14 protein-coding genes and 1 tRNA gene are annotated in these 17,541 nt (G+C 52.1%); 12 read left to right on the top strand and 3 right to left on the bottom strand.

Annotation, left to right across the window (positions count from 1 at the left end):
• Positions 1 to 411: 411 nt before the first annotated feature.
• Entirely contained in the window at positions 412 to 984 is a 573-nt protein-coding gene (locus JL661_RS17525) for a DNA-3-methyladenine glycosylase I (RefSeq protein WP_062773279.1), read from the bottom strand.
• 185 nt (positions 985 to 1,169) lie between these two features.
• On the opposite strand from JL661_RS17525, the gene glyQ reads away from it, so the two are divergent.
• Together glyQ and glyS are read left to right on the top strand one after the other, a co-directional pair.
• A complete protein-coding gene (gene glyQ, locus JL661_RS17520; protein WP_004236554.1) occupies positions 1,170 to 2,078 on the top strand; it encodes a glycine--tRNA ligase subunit alpha in 909 nt (302 codons plus the stop codon).
• A gap of 9 nt (positions 2,079 to 2,087) precedes the next feature.
• Positions 2,088 to 4,157 carry a glycine--tRNA ligase subunit beta gene (gene glyS, locus JL661_RS17515; protein ID WP_004236552.1) on the top strand — a complete coding sequence of 690 codons (2,070 nt, stop codon included), beginning with the start codon at positions 2,088 to 2,090 and terminating at the stop codon, positions 4,155 to 4,157.
• A 42-nt stretch (positions 4,158 to 4,199) separates the two neighbouring features.
• Here the strand turns inward: glyS and JL661_RS17510 are convergent, their stop codons facing one another.
• Entirely contained in the window at positions 4,200 to 5,477 is a 1,278-nt protein-coding gene (locus JL661_RS17510; RefSeq protein WP_062773282.1) for a two-partner secretion domain-containing protein, read from the bottom strand.
• A gap of 267 nt (positions 5,478 to 5,744) precedes the next feature.
• Between JL661_RS17510 and JL661_RS17505 the strand changes: the two genes are divergently transcribed.
• From JL661_RS17505 to JL661_RS17460, 10 genes are all read left to right on the top strand, one after another.
• Positions 5,745 to 5,821 (top strand) — tRNA-Pro (locus JL661_RS17505).
• 194 nt (positions 5,822 to 6,015) lie between these two features.
• Entirely contained in the window at positions 6,016 to 7,161 is a 1,146-nt protein-coding gene (locus tag JL661_RS17500; protein ID WP_218480991.1) for a ShlB/FhaC/HecB family hemolysin secretion/activation protein, read from the top strand.
• Positions 7,103 to 7,540 carry a ShlB/FhaC/HecB family hemolysin secretion/activation protein gene (locus JL661_RS18575; protein ID WP_218480990.1) on the top strand — a complete coding sequence of 146 codons (438 nt, stop codon included), beginning with the start codon at positions 7,103 to 7,105 and terminating at the stop codon, positions 7,538 to 7,540. Before JL661_RS17500 ends, JL661_RS18575 begins: the two co-directional genes overlap by 59 nt.
• 438 nt (positions 7,541 to 7,978) lie before the next feature.
• The gene (dppA, locus tag JL661_RS17490; protein ID WP_036409105.1) at positions 7,979 to 9,592 is read left to right on the top strand and encodes a dipeptide ABC transporter periplasmic-binding protein DppA; all 1,614 of its coding nucleotides are present in this window, start codon (positions 7,979 to 7,981) and stop codon (positions 9,590 to 9,592) included.
• Positions 9,593 to 9,792: 200 nt separating this feature from the next.
• On the top strand, positions 9,793 to 10,812 hold the full coding sequence (dppB, locus tag JL661_RS17485) for a dipeptide ABC transporter permease DppB (protein WP_015422405.1): 1,020 nt from the start codon (positions 9,793 to 9,795) through the stop codon (positions 10,810 to 10,812).
• Positions 10,813 to 10,824: 12 nt separating this feature from the next.
• Positions 10,825 to 11,727: a dipeptide ABC transporter permease DppC gene (gene dppC / locus JL661_RS17480; protein ID WP_004236547.1), complete on the top strand. Its 903-nt coding sequence runs from the start codon at positions 10,825 to 10,827 to the stop codon at positions 11,725 to 11,727.
• A 10-nt stretch (positions 11,728 to 11,737) separates the two neighbouring features.
• Entirely contained in the window at positions 11,738 to 12,721 is a 984-nt protein-coding gene (gene dppD, locus JL661_RS17475) for a dipeptide ABC transporter ATP-binding protein (protein ID WP_024473616.1), read from the top strand.
• Positions 12,714 to 13,712 carry a dipeptide ABC transporter ATP-binding subunit DppF gene (gene dppF, locus JL661_RS17470; RefSeq protein WP_004236544.1) on the top strand — a complete coding sequence of 333 codons (999 nt, stop codon included), beginning with the start codon at positions 12,714 to 12,716 and terminating at the stop codon, positions 13,710 to 13,712. The genes dppD and dppF overlap by 8 nt, the downstream gene beginning before the upstream one ends.
• A gap of 190 nt (positions 13,713 to 13,902) precedes the next feature.
• Entirely contained in the window at positions 13,903 to 14,610 is a 708-nt protein-coding gene (locus tag JL661_RS17465) for a HAMP domain-containing protein (RefSeq protein WP_004236543.1), read from the top strand.
• A 164-nt stretch (positions 14,611 to 14,774) separates the two neighbouring features.
• On the top strand, positions 14,775 to 16,454 hold the full coding sequence (locus tag JL661_RS17460; RefSeq protein ID WP_062773285.1) for a M16 family metallopeptidase: 1,680 nt from the start codon (positions 14,775 to 14,777) through the stop codon (positions 16,452 to 16,454).
• Between the two features lie 56 nt (positions 16,455 to 16,510).
• Here JL661_RS17460 and JL661_RS17455 read toward each other — a convergent pair whose 3' ends face one another.
• Positions 16,511 to 17,539 (bottom strand): serine hydrolase domain-containing protein, encoded by a 1,029-nt coding sequence (locus JL661_RS17455; protein ID WP_049246572.1) that lies wholly within the window; start codon positions 17,537 to 17,539, stop codon positions 16,511 to 16,513.
• Positions 17,540 to 17,541 lie beyond the last annotated feature (2 nt).

Here is a 17,541-nt window from a genome sequence, read left to right as displayed (position 1 = left end):
TGTACTGAGAAGTTTTTGTTTTTTTGTGTGATCCGGATTTCCGTTTAACGGCGGAACGTGAGTGCTGTCACCGGAAAATGATCACCGGCAAATCGTCACCGGTAAAACACGCAGATCACAGGCAAAGGGTACCACCCCCGTGGAATTGTTTTAACAGAACCGGCGGAATTATCTGTCAGAAAGTGTGACTGAATTTATTGAACAGTGCGGTTTGTCGGCGCTAATACAATGATAATAGCAGGATTATTACAGCCATTACCGGAGGCACTTGCGGGTAAACTGGGACGCATTACTGAACGGTGTGAGGTAAATGCCTTGTGCTTTATGCCGGCCGGTGATGTCAGTTAACAGATCCAAAGTCCTCGTTATACCTTTACCCCGTTATGTACTTACCACATAACGGGGATTTTTTTAACGGCGGCTGCAACAGTGCGGCAGATGATCATCAATCATGCCGACGGCCTGCATAAAGGAATAACAGATAACCGGCCCGCAGAATTTAAACCCGCGTTTTTTCAGTGCTTTTGCCAGAGCATGGGACAGCGGGGTATCCGCAGGGATGGTGCTGCTGTCTGTATAGTGGTTAATCAGCGGCGTGTTACCGGTGAAATTCCACAAAAAATCACTGAAATCTTCACCGGCCTCCTGCATCGCCAGGTAGGCTTTTGCATTACTGATAATGGCATTGATTTTCGCCCGCTGGCGGACAATTCCCGGGTTTTGCATCAGTTTGTCCACATCGGCCTCTGTCATGGCCGCCACTTTTTCCGGATCAAACTGAAAGAACGACTGCCGGTAATTTTCACGCTTTTTCAGGATCACCAGCCAGGAAAGACCCGCCTGCTGGCCTTCAAGGCAGATCATCTCAAATAATTTATAGTTATCACGCTCGGGGACACCCCATTCGGTGTCATGGTACTGAATATAGAGCGGGTCATCAGTAACCCAGGCACAGCGGGTCTGAGCAGCGGCGGACAGTGACATTGTGTTCTCCCGGAAGACGGCTTTCCGGTTAATTTATACTGGATAAATATCCATGTAAACGGGTATATTACCGGTTTTTCGATCCGGGCGGAAAAAGATCGGAGAAGCGCTGTATAGTCCGGCGGTCAGAGGGTATACTGAATGACTTTTATTTTATTATTCATTTTCTCGCGTGCGGATCCAACATGCAAAAGTTTGATACCAAAACCTTCCAGGGTCTTATCCTGACATTACAGGATTACTGGGCGCGCCAGGGCTGTACCATTGTTCAACCACTGGACATGGAAGTCGGCGCCGGCACTTCACACCCGATGACGTGTCTGAGAGCGTTAGGGCCGGAGCCGATTGCGGCGGCCTATGTGCAGCCATCCCGTCGTCCGACGGACGGCCGTTACGGGGAAAACCCGAACCGCCTGCAGCACTACTATCAGTTTCAGGTCATCATCAAACCGTCTCCGGATAACATCCAGGAGCTGTATCTCGGCTCCCTGAAAGAGCTGGGTATTGACCCGACGGTTCATGACATCCGTTTTGTTGAGGATAACTGGGAAAACCCGACACTGGGTGCCTGGGGATTAGGCTGGGAAGTCTGGCTGAACGGCATGGAAGTTACACAGTTTACTTACTTCCAGCAGGTCGGCGGACTGGAGTGCAAACCGGTTACCGGGGAAGTCACTTACGGTCTCGAGCGCCTGGCGATGTACATCCAGGGCGTGGACAGCGTTTACGATCTGGTCTGGTGTGACGGCCCGCTGGGCAAAACCACCTATGGTGATATCTATCATCAGAACGAAGTTGAGCAATCCACGTATAACTTTGAATACGCCGATGTGGACTTCTTATTCACCTGTTTCGAACAGTATGAGAAAGAAGCACAGTCCCTGCTGGCACTGGAAACTCCGCTGCCGTTACCGGCCTACGAGCGTATTCTGAAAGCGGCTCACTCTTTCAACCTGCTTGATGCGCGCAAAGCGATTTCGGTGACGGAACGTCAGCGTTATATCCTGCGCATCCGTACCCTGACCAAAGCCGTTGCCGAAGCTTACTATGCCTCCCGTGAGGCACTGGGCTTCCCGATGTGTAAAAAGAACTAAGAGGCTGTCATGACACAACAGACTTTCCTGACGGAAATCGGCACAGAAGAGTTACCGCCGAAGGCGCTTCGTTCTCTTGCTGAATCTTTTGCGGCCAACCTGACTGCAGAACTGGCCGCTGCTAACCTGACTCACGGTGATGTGACCTGGTATGCTGCACCACGCCGCCTGGCGGTAAAAATTGCCGGTCTGGCGGAATCTGCCGCTGATCGCGAAGTGGAAAAGCGCGGCCCTGCTATTGCCCAGGCATTTGATGCCGAAGGCAAACCGACCAAAGCGGCGGAAGGCTGGGCACGCGGTTGCGGGATCACTGTCGATCAGGCTGATCGCATGGTCACTGACAAAGGTGAATGGCTGCTGTACCGCGCGGTGGAAAAAGGGAATAAAGCCAAAGAATTATTGGCAGATATGGTCAGCCGTGCGCTGGCAAAACTGCCTATCCCGAAACTGATGCGCTGGGGTGATAAAGAGACTCACTTTGTGCGTCCGGTTCATACCGTCACGATGCTGATGGGCGCGGATGTTATTCCGGGTGAAGTCCTTGGGATAACCTCTGACCGTGTTATCCGTGGTCACCGTTTTATGGGTGAAGCGGAATTTACTATCGCACACGCAGACGAGTATCCGGCAATTCTGGAAACCCGCGGTAAAGTGATGGCGGATTACGATGCCCGTAAAGCTATGATCAAACGTGATGCGGAAAAAGCAGCACTGGCACTGGGCGGCGTGGCTGACCTGACTGACAGCCTGCTGGAAGAAGTCACTTCACTGGTGGAATGGCCGGTTGTGCTGACAGCGAAATTCGAGGAAAAATTCCTCGCGGTTCCGTCTGAAGCGCTGGTTTACACTATGAAAGGTGACCAGAAATACTTCCCGGTTTACGACAAAAACGGCAACCTGATGCCGAACTTTATCTTTGTCGCCAATATCGAGTCTTCTGACCCGTCGCAGATCATCGCAGGTAATGAAAAAGTCGTCCGTCCTCGTCTGGCGGATGCTGAGTTCTTCTTCAAAACCGACTGCAAAAAGCGTCTGGAAGATAACCTGCCGCGCCTGAGCACGGTTCTGTTCCAGCAGCAACTGGGTACACTGCGTGATAAAACTGATCGCCTTGAAGCGCTCGCAGGCTGGATTGCCGGTCAGATTGGCGCGGATGTGAATCACGCCACCCGTGCGGGCCTGCTGGCCAAATGTGACCTGATGACCAACATGGTCTTTGAGTTCACTGACACCCAGGGTGTGATGGGCATGCACTATGCACGCCATGACGGTGAATCCGAAGACGTGGCACTGGCGCTGAAAGAGCAGTATCAGCCGCGTTATGCCGGTGATAACCTGCCGTCAACGCCGGTGTCTGATGCTCTGGCGATTGCTGACAAAATGGATACCCTGGCGGGGATCTTCGGTATCGGCCAGCATCCGAAAGGGGATAAAGACCCGTTTGCTCTGCGCCGTGCCGCACTCGGCGTGCTGCGTATCATCGTTGAGAAAGGTTACAACCTCGACCTGGAAACGCTGACACAGGAAGCGGTCCGCCTGTATGGTGATAAGCTGACGAACGCGAATGTGGTCACTGACGTGGTTGATTTCATGTTAGGCCGTTTCCGTGCCTGGTATCAGGAGCAGGGTTATGCGATTGATACTATCCAGGCGGTTCTGGCGCGTCGTCCGACCCGTCCGGCAGACTTTGATGCCCGCATGAAAGCCGTCACTCACTTCCGTACACTGGAGGAAGCCGCTGCTCTGGCCGCTGCTAACAAGCGTGTTTCCAACATTCTGTCGAAGAGTGATGATGCACTGAATGATACCGTTCTGGCATCATTAATGAATGCACCGGAAGAGATCCGCCTGGCAGCCTATGTGACTGACCTGAAAACGCAGCTGGCTCCGCTCTATGCGGAAGGCAAATATCAGGAAGCACTGACTGAACTGGCCTCTCTGCGTGAAGCGGTGGATGCGTTCTTTGATAGCGTAATGGTGATGGATAAGGATGACAATATCCGCCGTAACCGTCTGACATTATTAAATGAACTGCGCAACCTGTTCCTGGGTGTTGCGGATATTTCGCTGTTGCAGTAACCGGTGAAAGAGCTAAAAGCCCGGCAATGCCGGGCTTTCTTTTTACTGAAGTGGTTTTTTTATCTCAGATTCAAATACAGGCACGGATGTGATTTTTCCATTACCTGAATGATAGAGTTCATAAGCTCTGAACTTAGCTGTTTCATTCATTATCTCGCCATCATTAATATAGGCAAGAACATCACTATCTGCAGATATATCCAATGCTTCCAGATATTTTTTATTGTTAAATGCGATTTGATTTGCTTTAACCAATAAACTGCCTGTCAGATTGCCATAGTTATTAATACCAACACCGGATTTAACATTATTCAAACTGGTAATTTTGGTGATATCTGATGACATATTCCCTTTGTTATGGATAACAGCGCTGCCTATTGCCAGCATTTTATGTTTGTTATCAATATGGATATTGCCGTTGTTGGTAATCTGGCTGTTTTCCAGGATTGAATCCGCATCAGTTACACGGATATTACCTTTGCTGCCATTCATCAGGTGTGAATTGACCAAATCCAACGTCAGTTGACTATTCACAGCATGTTGCTTTTGTGCATCACCAACTGTAATCATACCGTGATTTTTTATATCAGTGTTATTTGCACTGATATACATATTATCCGTTTTAATATGGCTGCCTTTGCTGATAGTCAGTTTACTTTTTTGTGTACCACTGCTGCCGGGTAAGGCTTCCAAACCCCGGACTGTATCTGGTGAATATTTTACTAATTCATGGCCGCTGAACATCACCAGATTGGGCGTACTGATTTCACTGTTACGAATAGTGATGTTTTCAGCAATCACATTGAATTTGTTTACGGAAGAAAACGCATTTTCAGTGGTGTTACTAATGCGAATGTTGCTGTTATTTTTACTATTGTGATAACCCAGTAATTCTCCGTCCAGAGAGAATACTATTTTTCCGCCGGTCAGTGTTAACTGATCCGCGCCGGAAACACTGCATCCGTTACAGGCAATACCGTTCGGGTTAGCGATAATGAGATGGGCTTTTTGGCCATCCACATGCATATTGCCGCGCAGTTGTGATTTTTCGGTTGAAAGCACCTCGTTAATAATCATACCTGCACCGGATTCGCGGTTATTAAATACCACACCATGCTTGCCGACGTTAAACTGATCATAGGCATTATAAGAAACACCGTGTATGTTTGCCGGTGCGATATTGATGGTGGTGGTGTTCCCCTGACGGATGACCTGAGTCGTCTCTGATGATACAGGATTAACGGTAATATCCGTTGCAGAGGCGAACTGAGCGAGGAAAAGGGCACTGCTGATAACGGACAGCTTTACTATTTTTGGCATAACCACTCCCTGGTTGTTGCTGAGGTATAAAATCCACGGGCAGGATAAATAAAGTCGCTGACAGCAGATATAAACAGAGTGGTTATTTTTTGTCAGTTTTCAGCATTCCGATAGCAAATAAAAAACATACCGTTTACCAATAAGCGGATAAAAAACAGAAATTTGGCTGATAAACCGGCGAAATAAAAATAATGGGGTGAAAAACAAAAAATTCCGGTTTCTGCTCTTGACGTTTAGCCTTTCCGGCAGTAATATCCATCCCGCTTTCGGCGAGTAGCGCAGCTTGGTAGCGCAACTGGTTTGGGACCAGTGGGTCGTAGGTTCGAATCCTATCTCGCCGACCATATTAAGAAAAACCCTGCTTTTACAGCAGGGTTTTTTGCTTTTCAGCATCTGCCATTTTTCCTCTTCTGTTACTTTCAAAAATTCCGCCGCTTTTTTGATATCGCTGTTTTCTGTTATCCGTTTAACTGCCCGCTGAAAGGATTTCATCAGACGGACGGATACATGATAAAAAAAAACAGCGGCTGCTGCTGTGATGGCGACGGCCTGTGGCTGCGCATGGGGCAGCACTTACACTTCTTCTCCGCCGGTTTCTCCGGCCTCCTGCGCCATACTGTCAGAGGTGGTGATTAAGCAGCGTGAATTAATTGAGCCCTCTTATCTGGCGGATGAATTTGAAAAAAGCATTACCGGACACTGTCTGACATCAGAACAGATGGCAGAAGCGGTAATGACACTGGAGTCGGTGGTGCATCAGGCCGGTTTTATCACAGCACAAATCAGTGTGCCACCGCAGAATGTCAGCGACGGTACCCTGACACTTCACTATCAGCCCGGTTATCTGAGCGGCTATCGCGATAAAGAGAGCGGAGATACGCATTTCGGGCTGAACCTGATTTTCCCGCAGCGGGCAGACGGACAGCTGAATATCCGTGATACTGAACTGGGAATGTCCCATCTGAATCAATTGCCCAGTCTGGGGGCTCAGGCTGCCGTTGAACCTGATCCGCAGAACCCCGGCAACAGCATCATCACCATTACCCGGCAGAAAAAACGCAGCATCAGCGGCTCACTTGAAATCAGCAACTACGGTAGCCCGTCAACCGGCAGCAGGCAGATAACTAACCGGCTCAGTCTTGAAAATCCGTTACAGCTGTATGACCGCCTGTTTATTTATACCCTGCGGGATATGGACCGCGACCATTCCGCCGGGGTGAAATTTATTTATGGCCAGTACCGGATCCCTTTCCGGTACTGGGAATTTACCGCAGGCGGCAGTTACAGTGAGCAGAAGCAGCAATACCCGGTATACCGGGGATCACTGGACTATTTTACCCGCAGCAAAACGCTGGATCTGAGCTTCGGCCGTAAGCTCCTTCTGACTCCGGCACATGATCTCACCCTCAGCAGCGGCATTTCTGCGGTAACCCGGCATGTCACACTCGGACATGCGCCGCTGATATTGCCTGAGCGCCGGTCTGTTTACTGGAATACCGGACTGAATCACCGCTGGTATCTGCCGGATTTCACCTTGCAGTATCAGGTGCAGTATAAGCATTCACTGAACCGCTTTGGTGCGCTGCCGGTAACAGAAAAAAAAGCTGAAACCGACCCGGCAGCTGATGGCAGAAACAACACTGACAGTACCGTTCCGCCTTGCCGGTCAGCCGTTTTATTATGAAGGCGTTATGCGCGGCTTTATTAATGCAGATAAAGCAGATGAGATGGATTATGAATCCCTGAGTGGCCGTTATTCGGTACGCGGCTATCCGTTTTCCCACAGCATGAGCGCCGCGCGGGCTTTTATCAGCCGTAATGAGGTGGTCTGGCAGCAGGTATTGCCGGGACATAATCTGTATCTGGCAGCAGATGCCGGGCTGCCGGGGGCAAAAATTTCCGGAGGTGCGCGATCTCATCGTCTGGCGGGTACGGAGATCGGGATGAAGGGGTTTTATAAATCACTGAGCTATCAGGTCTTTGCCGGTCTGCCGCTGAAAGAAGCGGAACGTGTACGGGCCTTTTCACCGGCGGGAGGATTTTCTGTCAGTGTCAGTTACTGAGGACCGGTTTGATTTCAGTACGTGATAGTACCGCTGTATATCAGGCAGGGTGCGGATTACAGCGGCAGTTGTGGCAAAATGTGCAACGGAAAACACTGTGACAGTGATATCAGACAAAATAATCGCGCAGTAATTAAGCATTCAGTCACAAAATCCGGATAATTTTTATCAGCTGTTTATTCTGTGAACGTTTTATCCGGCAGCTGAATAAATGCTCAGTTGTGCACCCGTTCAAACATTTTAGCTGTTTTTGTTATCAAAACGTTTGATTTGTGTGTTTTATGTGTAGTCATCGTCCATAGTCAATAGTATTGACTGCCTCTGTGACAGTTGATTTAGTGAAGTGTCAGAAAATAATAAACAAACTGAAATTTGTGGTCCGGCACTGCCGGACGACAGAGCAAACACGACATTCAACGACAGGCGGAGATAATGATGATGAGAAGCGCCAAACGTAAGACAGGATTTGCGAAGCTGGGTATTACACTGGTTGCTCTGGCGGTATCCGCCAGTGTTAATGCGGCGGGAACGCTGGTTTTTTGTTCTGAGGGATCACCGGAAGGGTTTAACCCGCAGCTGTTCACTTCGGGAACCACTTATGATGCCAGCTCCGTGCCGCTGTATAACCGGCTGGTGGAGTTTAAAGCCGGTACCACAGAGCTGGAGCCGGGCCTGGCGGAATCCTGGGATGTGAGCGAAGACGGAAAAACCTATACGTTCCATCTGCGCAAAGGGGTGAAATTCCACAGCAGCAAGGATTTCAAACCAACCCGTGATTTCAATGCGGATGATGTGGTCTTTACCTTCGACCGCCAGAAAAACCCGGATAACCCGTATCACAAGGTCTCCGGCGGTAGTTATGAATATTTCAGCGGCATGGATATGGATAAAATCATCGATAAAGTTGAGAAGGTCGATGACAACACTGTCCGTTTTCAGCTGAGCCGCTCTGAAGCGCCGTTCCTGGCAAACCTCGGGATGGACTTCGCCTCCATTCTTTCCGCTGAATATGCCGATCAGATGCTGAAAGCCGGTACACCGGAGAAAGTCGACCTGAACCCGATCGGCACCGGGCCGTTTGTGTTGCAGCAGTACCAGAAAGATTCCCGTATCCTGTATAAAGCCAATGACGATTACTGGAACGGCAAACCGAAAATTGACCGCCTGGTCTTCTCCATCACCCCGGATGCCTCTGTCCGTTACGCCAAACTGCAGAAAAACGAGTGTCAGGTAATGCCGTACCCGAACCCGGCAGACCTGGAGCGTATGCGTGAAGATAAAAACATTGTCCTGAAAGAGCAGCCGGGCCTGAACGTCGGCTATCTCTCCTATAACGTCACGAAAAAACCGCTGGATAACGTCAAAGTACGTCAGGCACTGAATATGGCAGTTAATAAAGATGCCATCATTGACGCGGTGTATCAGGGCGCAGGCCAGAAAGCGAAAAACCTGATCCCGCCGACCATGTGGGGCTACAACAACAGCATTGAAGACTATCCGTATGATCCGGAAAAAGCCAAAGCGCTGCTGAAAGAAGCAGGTATGGAAAACGGCTTTGAAATCGACCTGTGGGCGATGCCGGTTCAGCGTCCGTATAACCCGAACGCCCGCCGTATGGCTGAGATGATCCAGGCAGACTGGGCGAAAGTCGGCGTGAAAGCCAAGATTGTGACCTATGAGTGGGGCGAGTACCTCAAGCGCGCAAAAGCGGGCGAGCCTCAGACTGTCATGATGGGCTGGACCGGTGACAACGGGGATCCGGATAACTTCTTCGCCACACTCTTCAGCTGTGCGGCTAAAGAGCAGGGTTCTAACTACTCGAAATGGTGTGATCAGTCCTTTGAAAACATCATTCAGCCGGCACGTACCACGGCTGATCCGAAAGAGCGCGCCAAGCTGTATGAGCAGGCTCAGGTAGTGATGAAAGAGCAGGCGCCTGCACTGATCGTTGCACACTCCACAGTGTTTGAGCCGGTGCGCAAAGAAGTGAAAGGCTATGTGGTGGATCCGCTGGGTAAACACCACTTTGACAATGTGTCTATCGAAAAATAAGTAAACCGGAAATGAGTGTTACCGGTCTGCCGCCTCCTCCGGGGGGCGGCAACCCTGTATCGAACCGCATTGCACGGACGACGCAGAACACATAACTAAAACAATATTATTCATCGTGTGAGTATAAAGGGAAAGTCCTCCCTTTCGTCCGGTCTTATGACCAGAGCGCTGTCAGCGGCCATTACAAGAGAAACAGGGATATGCTGCAATTTATCCTCCGACGGGTCGGGATGGTAATACCGACATTTATCGGTATCACGTTACTGACGTTTATATTTGTTCATCTGATTCCGGGAGACCCGGTCACTATCATGGCGGGTGAGCGGGGAATTTCCCCTGAACGCCACGCTCAACTGATGGCGGCCCTGGGGCTGGATCAGCCCTACTGGAAACAGTACCTTCATTATATCAACGGTGTCCTGCACGGTGACCTCGGCCTCTCTCTGAAGAGCCGTCAGCCGGTGTGGGAAGAGTTTGTTCCCCGCTTTAAAGCCACGCTGGAACTCGCTGCCTGTGCCATGATTTTCGCCATTTCTGTCGGGATCCCGGTCGGGGTACTGGCGGCCGTCAAACGCGGGTCAATCTTTGATCATACCGCTATAGGGGTCTCCCTGACCGGCTATTCCATGCCGATTTTCTGGTGGGGCATCATGCTGATCATGCTGGTGTCGGTGAATCTCGATCTGACACCGGTGTCGGGGCGCTTATCGGACAGTGTGTTCCTCGACGACAGTCAGCCGCTGACCGGATTTATGCTGATTGATACCCTGATCTGGGGTGAGGACGGCGATTTTCATGATGCGGTGATGCATCTTATTCTGCCGTCCATTGTGCTCGGTACCATCCCGCTGGCGGTGATTGTCCGTATGACCCGTTCGGCAATGCTGGAAGTGCTGGGTGAGGATTATATCCGTACCGCCCGCGCCAAGGGGCTGAGCCGCATCCGCGTGATTGTGGTGCATGCACTGCGCAACGCGCTGCTGCCGGTGGTGACCGTTATCGGCTTACAGGTCGGCGTGATGCTGGCCGGGGCGATTCTGACCGAAACGATTTTTTCCTGGCCCGGTATCGGCCGCTGGCTGATTGATGCCCTTCAGCGCCGCGACTATCCGGTTGTGCAGGGCGGCGTTCTGCTGATCGCCATTCTGATTATCCTGGTTAACCTGTGCGTGGATTTACTCTACGGCGTCGTTAACCCGCGGATCCGTCATAAAAAATAACAGGAGCGCACAATGTCTGAGACGACAAATACTACCGTGACCCGCGCGCCTGAGCCGCTTTCCCCGCTGCGCGAATTCTGGCACTACTTCCGGCGCAACAAAGGCGCGCTGATCGGCCTGATCTATATTCTGCTGATGCTGCTGATCGCCGTTTTTGCCCCGCTGCTCGCCCCGCATCTGCCGGATGAGCAGTTCCGTGATCATTTATTACAACCGCCGGTCTGGCAGGAAGGCGGCTCATGGCAGTTTATTCTCGGTACTGATGATATCGGCCGCGATATTCTGTCGCGCCTGATGTACGGCGCACGGCTTTCACTGCTGGTCGGTTGTCTGGTGGTAGCGCTGTCGCTGCTGCTGGGGGTGGTGATTGGCCTCGCTGCCGGGTATTTCGGCGGCTGGGTTGATGCCCTGATCATGCGTATCGTCGATATCATGCTGGCACTGCCGAGCCTGCTGCTGGCACTGGTGCTGGTGGCGATTTTCGGTCCGTCGATTGTTAATGCCTCGCTGGCGCTGACTTTCGTGGCACTGCCGCACTATATCCGTCTGACCCGCGCGGCGGTGCTGACGGAAGTGAGCCGCGACTATGTGACCGCTTCTGCGGTGGCGGGCGCAGGCCCGGTGCGCCAGATGTTTGTCAATATTCTGCCGAACTGCCTGGCGCCGCTGATTGTGCAGGCATCTCTGGGTTTCTCCAACGCTATTCTGGACATGGCCGCATTAGGTTTCCTCGGGATGGGCGCACAGCCGCCGACACCGGAGTGGGGAACCATGCTGTCCGATGTTTTACAGTTTACGCAGAGCGCATGGTGGGTGGTGACCTTCCCGGGCCTGGCGATTTTACTGACAGTACTGGCGTTTAACCTGATGGGCGACGGATTGCGTGATGCCCTTGATCCTAAGCTTAAGCAGTAGAGGTGCAGACATGGCGTTATTAACAGTTGATAAATTATCTGTTCACTTCGGTGAAAAAGAGATGCCATTCCGCGCCGTTGACCGGATCAGCTATCAGGTTGAGGAAGGTGAAGTGCTCGGGATTGTCGGGGAATCCGGCTCCGGTAAATCCGTCAGTTCACTGGCGATTATGGGGCTGATTGATTTCCCGGGCCGGGTGATGGCGGATAACCTTGAGTTTGACGGCCGCCATCTGCTGACCATCTCAGAAAAAGAGCGGCGCGAGCTGGTGGGCGCGGATGTGGCAATGATTTTCCAGGATCCGATGACCAGCCTGAATCCCTGCTATACCGTGGGATATCAGATCATGGAAGCCCTGAAAGTTCACCAGGGCGGCAACCGGAAAACCCGGTTACAGCGGACTATCGACCTGCTGACGCTGGTCGGTATCCCGGATCCGAAATCGCGGCTGGATGTTTATCCGCATCAGTTATCCGGCGGGATGAGCCAGCGGGTGATGATTGCGATGGCGATTGCCTGCCGTCCTAAGCTGCTGATTGCCGATGAACCGACAACGGCGCTGGATGTGACCATTCAGGCGCAGATCATTGAACTGCTGCTCGAGTTACAACAGCAGGAAAACATGGCACTGGTGCTGATCACCCATGACCTCGCGCTGGTGGCGGAAGCCGCTCACCACATTATTGTGATGTATGCGGGGCAGGTGGCGGAGTCCGGCAAGGCGTCGGATATCTTCCGCGCGCCGCGTCATCCGTATACTCAGGCACTATTACGGGCGCTGCCGGAATTCGCCGGTAACAAGAGCCGTCTGGCATCACTTCCGGGAGTTGTGCCCGGTAAATATGACCGGCCGCAAGGTTGTCTGCTGAACCCGCGCTGCCCGTATGCCACGGATTTATGCCGCAGCACGGAACCGGAACTGCGTACTGTCGGGGCGCGTCAGGTGAAATGTCATACCCCGCTGGATGATGAAGGGAGACCGGGCCATGAGTGAAACCACACAGCCGCTGTTACATGTCAGTGATCTGAAAAAATATTATCCGGTGAAGAAAGGCTTTTTCTCGCCGGAGCGGATGGTGAAAGCCCTCGACGGCGTATCGTTTGATCTGAATCGCGGGAAAACCCTGGCGGTGGTCGGGGAGTCCGGCTGCGGGAAATCGACACTCGGCCGTCTGCTGACCATGATTGAAAAACCGACCGGCGGGGAGCTGTTCTACCAGGGGCAGGATCTGCTGGTGGCAGATAAACATGCGGAGAAACTGCGGCGGCAGAAAATCCAGATTGTGTTCCAGAACCCGTACGGCTCGCTTAATCCGCGTAAAAAAGTCGGGCAGATTCTGGAAGAGCCGCTGGTTATCAATACCTCTCTCAGCGCGGCAGAGCGCAAAGAGAAAGTGCTGGCGATGATGGCGAAAGTCGGCCTGAAAACTGAGCATTACAGCCGTTATCCGCATATGTTTTCCGGCGGTCAGCGCCAGCGTATTGCCATTGCCCGGGGGCTGATGCTGGATCCGGATGTGGTGATTGCCGATGAACCGGTATCCGCGCTGGATGTATCCGTCCGCGCTCAGGTGCTGAACCTGATGATGGATCTTCAGGATGAGCTGGGTCTGTCGTATGTGTTTATTTCTCATGACTTATCTGTGGTGGAACATATCGCGGATGATGTGATGGTGATGTATCTGGGACGTTGTGTGGAAAAAGGTACCAAAGCGCAGATTTTTGAGAATCCGCGCCATCCTTACACACAGGCTCTGCTCTCCGCGACACCGAGGCTGAATCCGGCACAGCGCCGCGAGCGGATAAAACTGACCGGCGAGCTGCCGAGCCCGCTGAATCCGCCGCCGGGATGCGCCTTTGCCGCCCGCTGCCGTCATGCATTTGGCACCTGTACTCAGTTCCGTCCGGAGCTTAAATCCTACGGCGGACAGCTGATTGCCTGTTTCGCGGTGGACAGGGAAGAAGAGGCAAAAATTTCCGCATAACATTCTGTTTTACAGTAAATTACAGAAAAACATGTTTTAACTGAAGACAAACAGCGATAATGGAGGGCTCCGTTATCGCTTTTTGCTGTCTGGCGGGTGAGATTAGATCAGCACAAAGCACAATGATGACGTATAATCACTGCGTATGGCGAAAGATGTGATAACTGAATTGTAACGAAAGGCGTGGAATATGCGTGTAAAAGTCAGAAAGTCACTGACTATCAAACAGATGTCAGTTGTCGCTGCGGTGACTTTGGTGACGATCGCACTTTTTATGACGCTTCTGTTATCACATCTGATACAACAGCGGAAAGATGATTACATCAATCAGCTTTATAATTCGTCAGTACAGGTCAGGAAACCGCTGGCAGATGCCTTGTTAGGGTCGGACTTAAACGCAATAAAATCGACGCTGATAACATTGCGGGCCAGCGGGATTTTAGGACGCGCGATTGTGATGACGCCGGAAAATGTTCAGGTGATAAGCCTGGATTTTGCCACACACCGTCCTATTCCCGGCACAGCAAAAATGATTTTCGGGATCCCGGTTGAGATTAAGGTTCCGCTTTACGCCTACGGCGTGGCACATACCGGCAAACCCCCGCAGGGTTATCTTATTCTTCAGGTGGATGATAACCGCATATACCGCTTCGCGATGAATGTCGTGGCACTGATGGTGACCAGTTATCTGTTACTGGCGCTGGTGCTGGTGATCGCGATAAGCTGGTGTATTAACCGCCTGATCGTGCGGCCGCTGCGTAATATGGCCCGTGAGCTGAACAGTGATGAGCCTGCAGAGCAGCTCAGTTGTTCAGCATATCATGAGGATGATGAACTTGGTTTGCTGGCGAAGGGGTACCGGAACCAGCTGAACAAACATAAAACGGAGTCATCATAAAACTTCCCGGACGGTTTGCTGTCTAAACCCAGACGAATCAAAAGGGCGTCCCGGAAGCCGGTCAGTTTTTGCCTGTACGTATCGTCTGACATAACAGTATTTCCGGCATCAGTGGTAAACCTCAGAAGAAGGCATACCAGGGATTCATATTAAAAGAGGTTAGCATGCAACGCTCTTATTTACGTGTTTTACTCGGTGGCGTCCTGATTGCCGTCACATCTCAGTTACACGCAGAAGCATTACAGCCGGACCCGGCATGGCAGCAGGGTAAACTGGCAAACGGATTCAGCTGGCAGCTGCTTCAGACGCCGCAGCGCCCGAATGACCGCATACAGATGCGCCTTTCTGTTCAGACCGGCTCCATGATGGAAAAACCGGCTGAAAAAGGGTTCGCTTACCTCATCCCGAAAGTGGTGATGTTTAACAGCCAGAGCCTGAACACACAGCAGTTATCGAACCTGCTGCGTAATGGTATAAGCCCGGATATGCCGCTGCCGCCGGCGATTGTTTCCTATGATTTCACACTCTATAACCTGAGCCTGCCGAATAATAATCCTGAAGTGCTGAAAGCGGCACTGAGCTGGATGGCGGATGTCTCAGGTCATGGAATTTTTAATCAGGAAACTGTTACTGCCGCTCTGGCCGCGCCGGATTCTCCGGTCGCCACTTATCCGCCGAATATCAATGATCCTATCTGGCGTGCCCGGTTAAAAGGCACCACCCTCCAGGGGTTTGACCCGGTGTCGCCGCCTGCGGGCAAAATTGATGTTGAGGCACTGAACAGTTTCTATCAGCGCTGGTACACACCGGATATGGCGACACTGTATGTTGCCGGGCCGGTTGATAAACGCGCGCTGGAAGACGGCATCAGCAAAGCATTCGGCTCTCTGGAAGGTAAGCGTCAGACACCGGTCAGTGTCGCCACACTACCGCCGATGAAACCACGCTCAGTCCATGCCGTGAATGAAAATCAGAAAGACGATATGCTGGCGCTGGTCTGGGATCTGAACTGGTCTTCCGTCAAAGATTCAGATGCACTGAACCGCTACTGGTTAAATGACCTCGCCCGTGAGGCACTTTTTGGTGTATTACAGCAGGGCATCGGCAAGAAAAATGAAAAATTCATGGCCATGAATATGGATTGCCGGATGCAGTATCAGCGTGCCAGCTGTATGCTCAGCCTGCGTGCGCCGAATGAAAAAATGCCGGTGATTGTCTCTGAACTGGCCGGTGAACTGGCTGTGCTGAAAGAAAAAGGGATTTCCGCTGAGAATTTTGATGCGCTGATTGCCATGAAACAGGCTCAGCTTCAGCAGTTGTTTGCTATTTATGCCCGGACCACCACGGATATCCTGATCAACCAGCGTCTGATGTCCCAGCAGAGTAATATCATTGATATTCCGCCGGAGCAGTACCAGCGTCTGCGTCAGGCGTTCCTGAATAACCTGACACCGGATGTGCTGAACGCAGAAATTCATGCGATTTTAGAACAGGATACCGCATTCTTCTTTACTCAGCCGAAAGGTGAGACAGAAATGAATGTGGATCAGCTGCGTGCTCAGTTCGATAAGATAATGCATCCGGAGAAAGCGGTTGCTGCGGCAGAGAAACAGGCTGCGGCGGATGCGGAATCCGCTGAGAAAGCGGCAGCCGAAAAAGCAGCGGCAGAAAAAGCCGCCGCAGAGCAGGCCAAAGCCCCGGCGGTAACCCCGGAAGCGGCAGCGCCGTCACAGGAAGCGAAACCGGCAGAACCAAAAGCACCGGCTCCGGCTAAAAAAGGCGGGCAAAACGGCAATGCCGAGCCACCGGCGGCAGATAACAACACCGACGGTGTCAGTGCCTGATTTCGGGTAATGGTATGAAATAAAAAGGGTATCTTTCAGATACCCTTTTTTAATGGCTATTCATCGTCCTGACACAAGCTGCTTTCCAGCAGATTCATCAGCCACGGCCGGGTGTCCCTGTTATTCACAAAGCCCGCCGCCGCGATTTTTTTCTGCGGGTGATAGTAAGCTGCGGTTCCCCAGAATCCCAAATGATACCAGAGTGTCTGGCCGTCCCGCTCTGTCACCATCACCCCGCAGCGGTAATCTTCCGCACCGTCATGGCTGCCCGGTTTCAGCATGGTTTCAAGGGTGTCCGGCTTGTCAAAAATACGGCCCTCAAACAGATTTGCCATAAACACCGCCAGGGCGTTTACCGACATAATCAACCCGCCGCCGCCCCACAGATCCATGGTCGGACTGATGGTCTCCCCGTCAATATTACCGAGATACTGATGCGCCCGTGGCGGAAGACCCGCCGGCGCCGGTTCTTCCAGTTCCCAGTAAGCGGATTCCATGCCCGGTGCATCAAAGCGCAGCAACTGCCGGACCGCTTGTGCCAGCGGCAGTTGTGTGATCCGCTCAATAATATCGCCCAGCAGCAGATACCCGGTATCGGAATAGAGGAAACAGAGGCCCGGTTTCATCAGCGGATAGCCCCGGCTGACATACAGGCGGATCTGCTCATCCCGTGTCCAGAGATGGCCGGGGTCGGCGAGCACATCACGGATATACTTCTCATCGGCATGATCATACAGCCCGCTGCTGTGACTGAGCAGATGCTGCACCGTGATGGTATTCAGATCATAACCCGCCTCTGTCAGCCAGCGGACATACTGCGGGGAGAGCAGCGGCGCGACCGGTGAACTGAGACTGAGCTTCTGCTGTTCATACAGGCGCAGCACTGCCGCCGCGGTAAACGTTTTGGTATTACTGGCGATCCGCACCGGGGTATCCGGGGTGACCGGCGTGCTGTCGTTTTTGCTCAGTCCGCCGTGTGCCGCACCGTCCGGCAATTCACACCCTTCGCCGGTGAAACAGAATGCCGTGGCAAAACCGTCCGGCTGAACATCCTGCAGCAGGGCTGATAAATTCCGCGCCGGCATGA

Source organism: Morganella morganii, from assembly GCF_019243775.1.
Classification (GTDB): domain Bacteria; phylum Pseudomonadota; class Gammaproteobacteria; order Enterobacterales; family Enterobacteriaceae; genus Morganella; species Morganella morganii.
Note: the sequence above shows the minus strand (reverse complement) of the source record. Positions and strands in the feature narration are given on the sequence as shown.

Coding starts and splice junctions, on each gene's coding strand:
- dppA (WP_036409105.1), top strand. CDS start 7,979: ATGAGAAGCGCCAAACGTAAGACAGGATTTGCGAAGCTGGGTATTACA.
- JL661_RS17455 (WP_049246572.1), bottom strand. CDS start 17,539: ATGCCGGCGCGGAATTTATCAGCCCTGCTGCAGGATGTTCAGCCGGAC.
- JL661_RS17500 (WP_218480991.1), top strand. CDS start 6,016: ATGGCGACGGCCTGTGGCTGCGCATGGGGCAGCACTTACACTTCTTCT.
- glyS (WP_004236552.1), top strand. CDS start 2,088: ATGACACAACAGACTTTCCTGACGGAAATCGGCACAGAAGAGTTACCG.
- dppC (WP_004236547.1), top strand. CDS start 10,825: ATGTCTGAGACGACAAATACTACCGTGACCCGCGCGCCTGAGCCGCTT.
- JL661_RS17525 (WP_062773279.1), bottom strand. CDS start 984: ATGTCACTGTCCGCCGCTGCTCAGACCCGCTGTGCCTGGGTTACTGAT.
- dppD (WP_024473616.1), top strand. CDS start 11,738: ATGGCGTTATTAACAGTTGATAAATTATCTGTTCACTTCGGTGAAAAA.
- glyQ (WP_004236554.1), top strand. CDS start 1,170: ATGCAAAAGTTTGATACCAAAACCTTCCAGGGTCTTATCCTGACATTA.
- dppF (WP_004236544.1), top strand. CDS start 12,714: ATGAGTGAAACCACACAGCCGCTGTTACATGTCAGTGATCTGAAAAAA.
- JL661_RS17465 (WP_004236543.1), top strand. CDS start 13,903: ATGCGTGTAAAAGTCAGAAAGTCACTGACTATCAAACAGATGTCAGTT.
- JL661_RS17460 (WP_062773285.1), top strand. CDS start 14,775: ATGCAACGCTCTTATTTACGTGTTTTACTCGGTGGCGTCCTGATTGCC.
- JL661_RS17510 (WP_062773282.1), bottom strand. CDS start 5,477: ATGCCAAAAATAGTAAAGCTGTCCGTTATCAGCAGTGCCCTTTTCCTC.
- dppB (WP_015422405.1), top strand. CDS start 9,793: ATGCTGCAATTTATCCTCCGACGGGTCGGGATGGTAATACCGACATTT.
- JL661_RS18575 (WP_218480990.1), top strand. CDS start 7,103: ATGGCAGAAACAACACTGACAGTACCGTTCCGCCTTGCCGGTCAGCCG.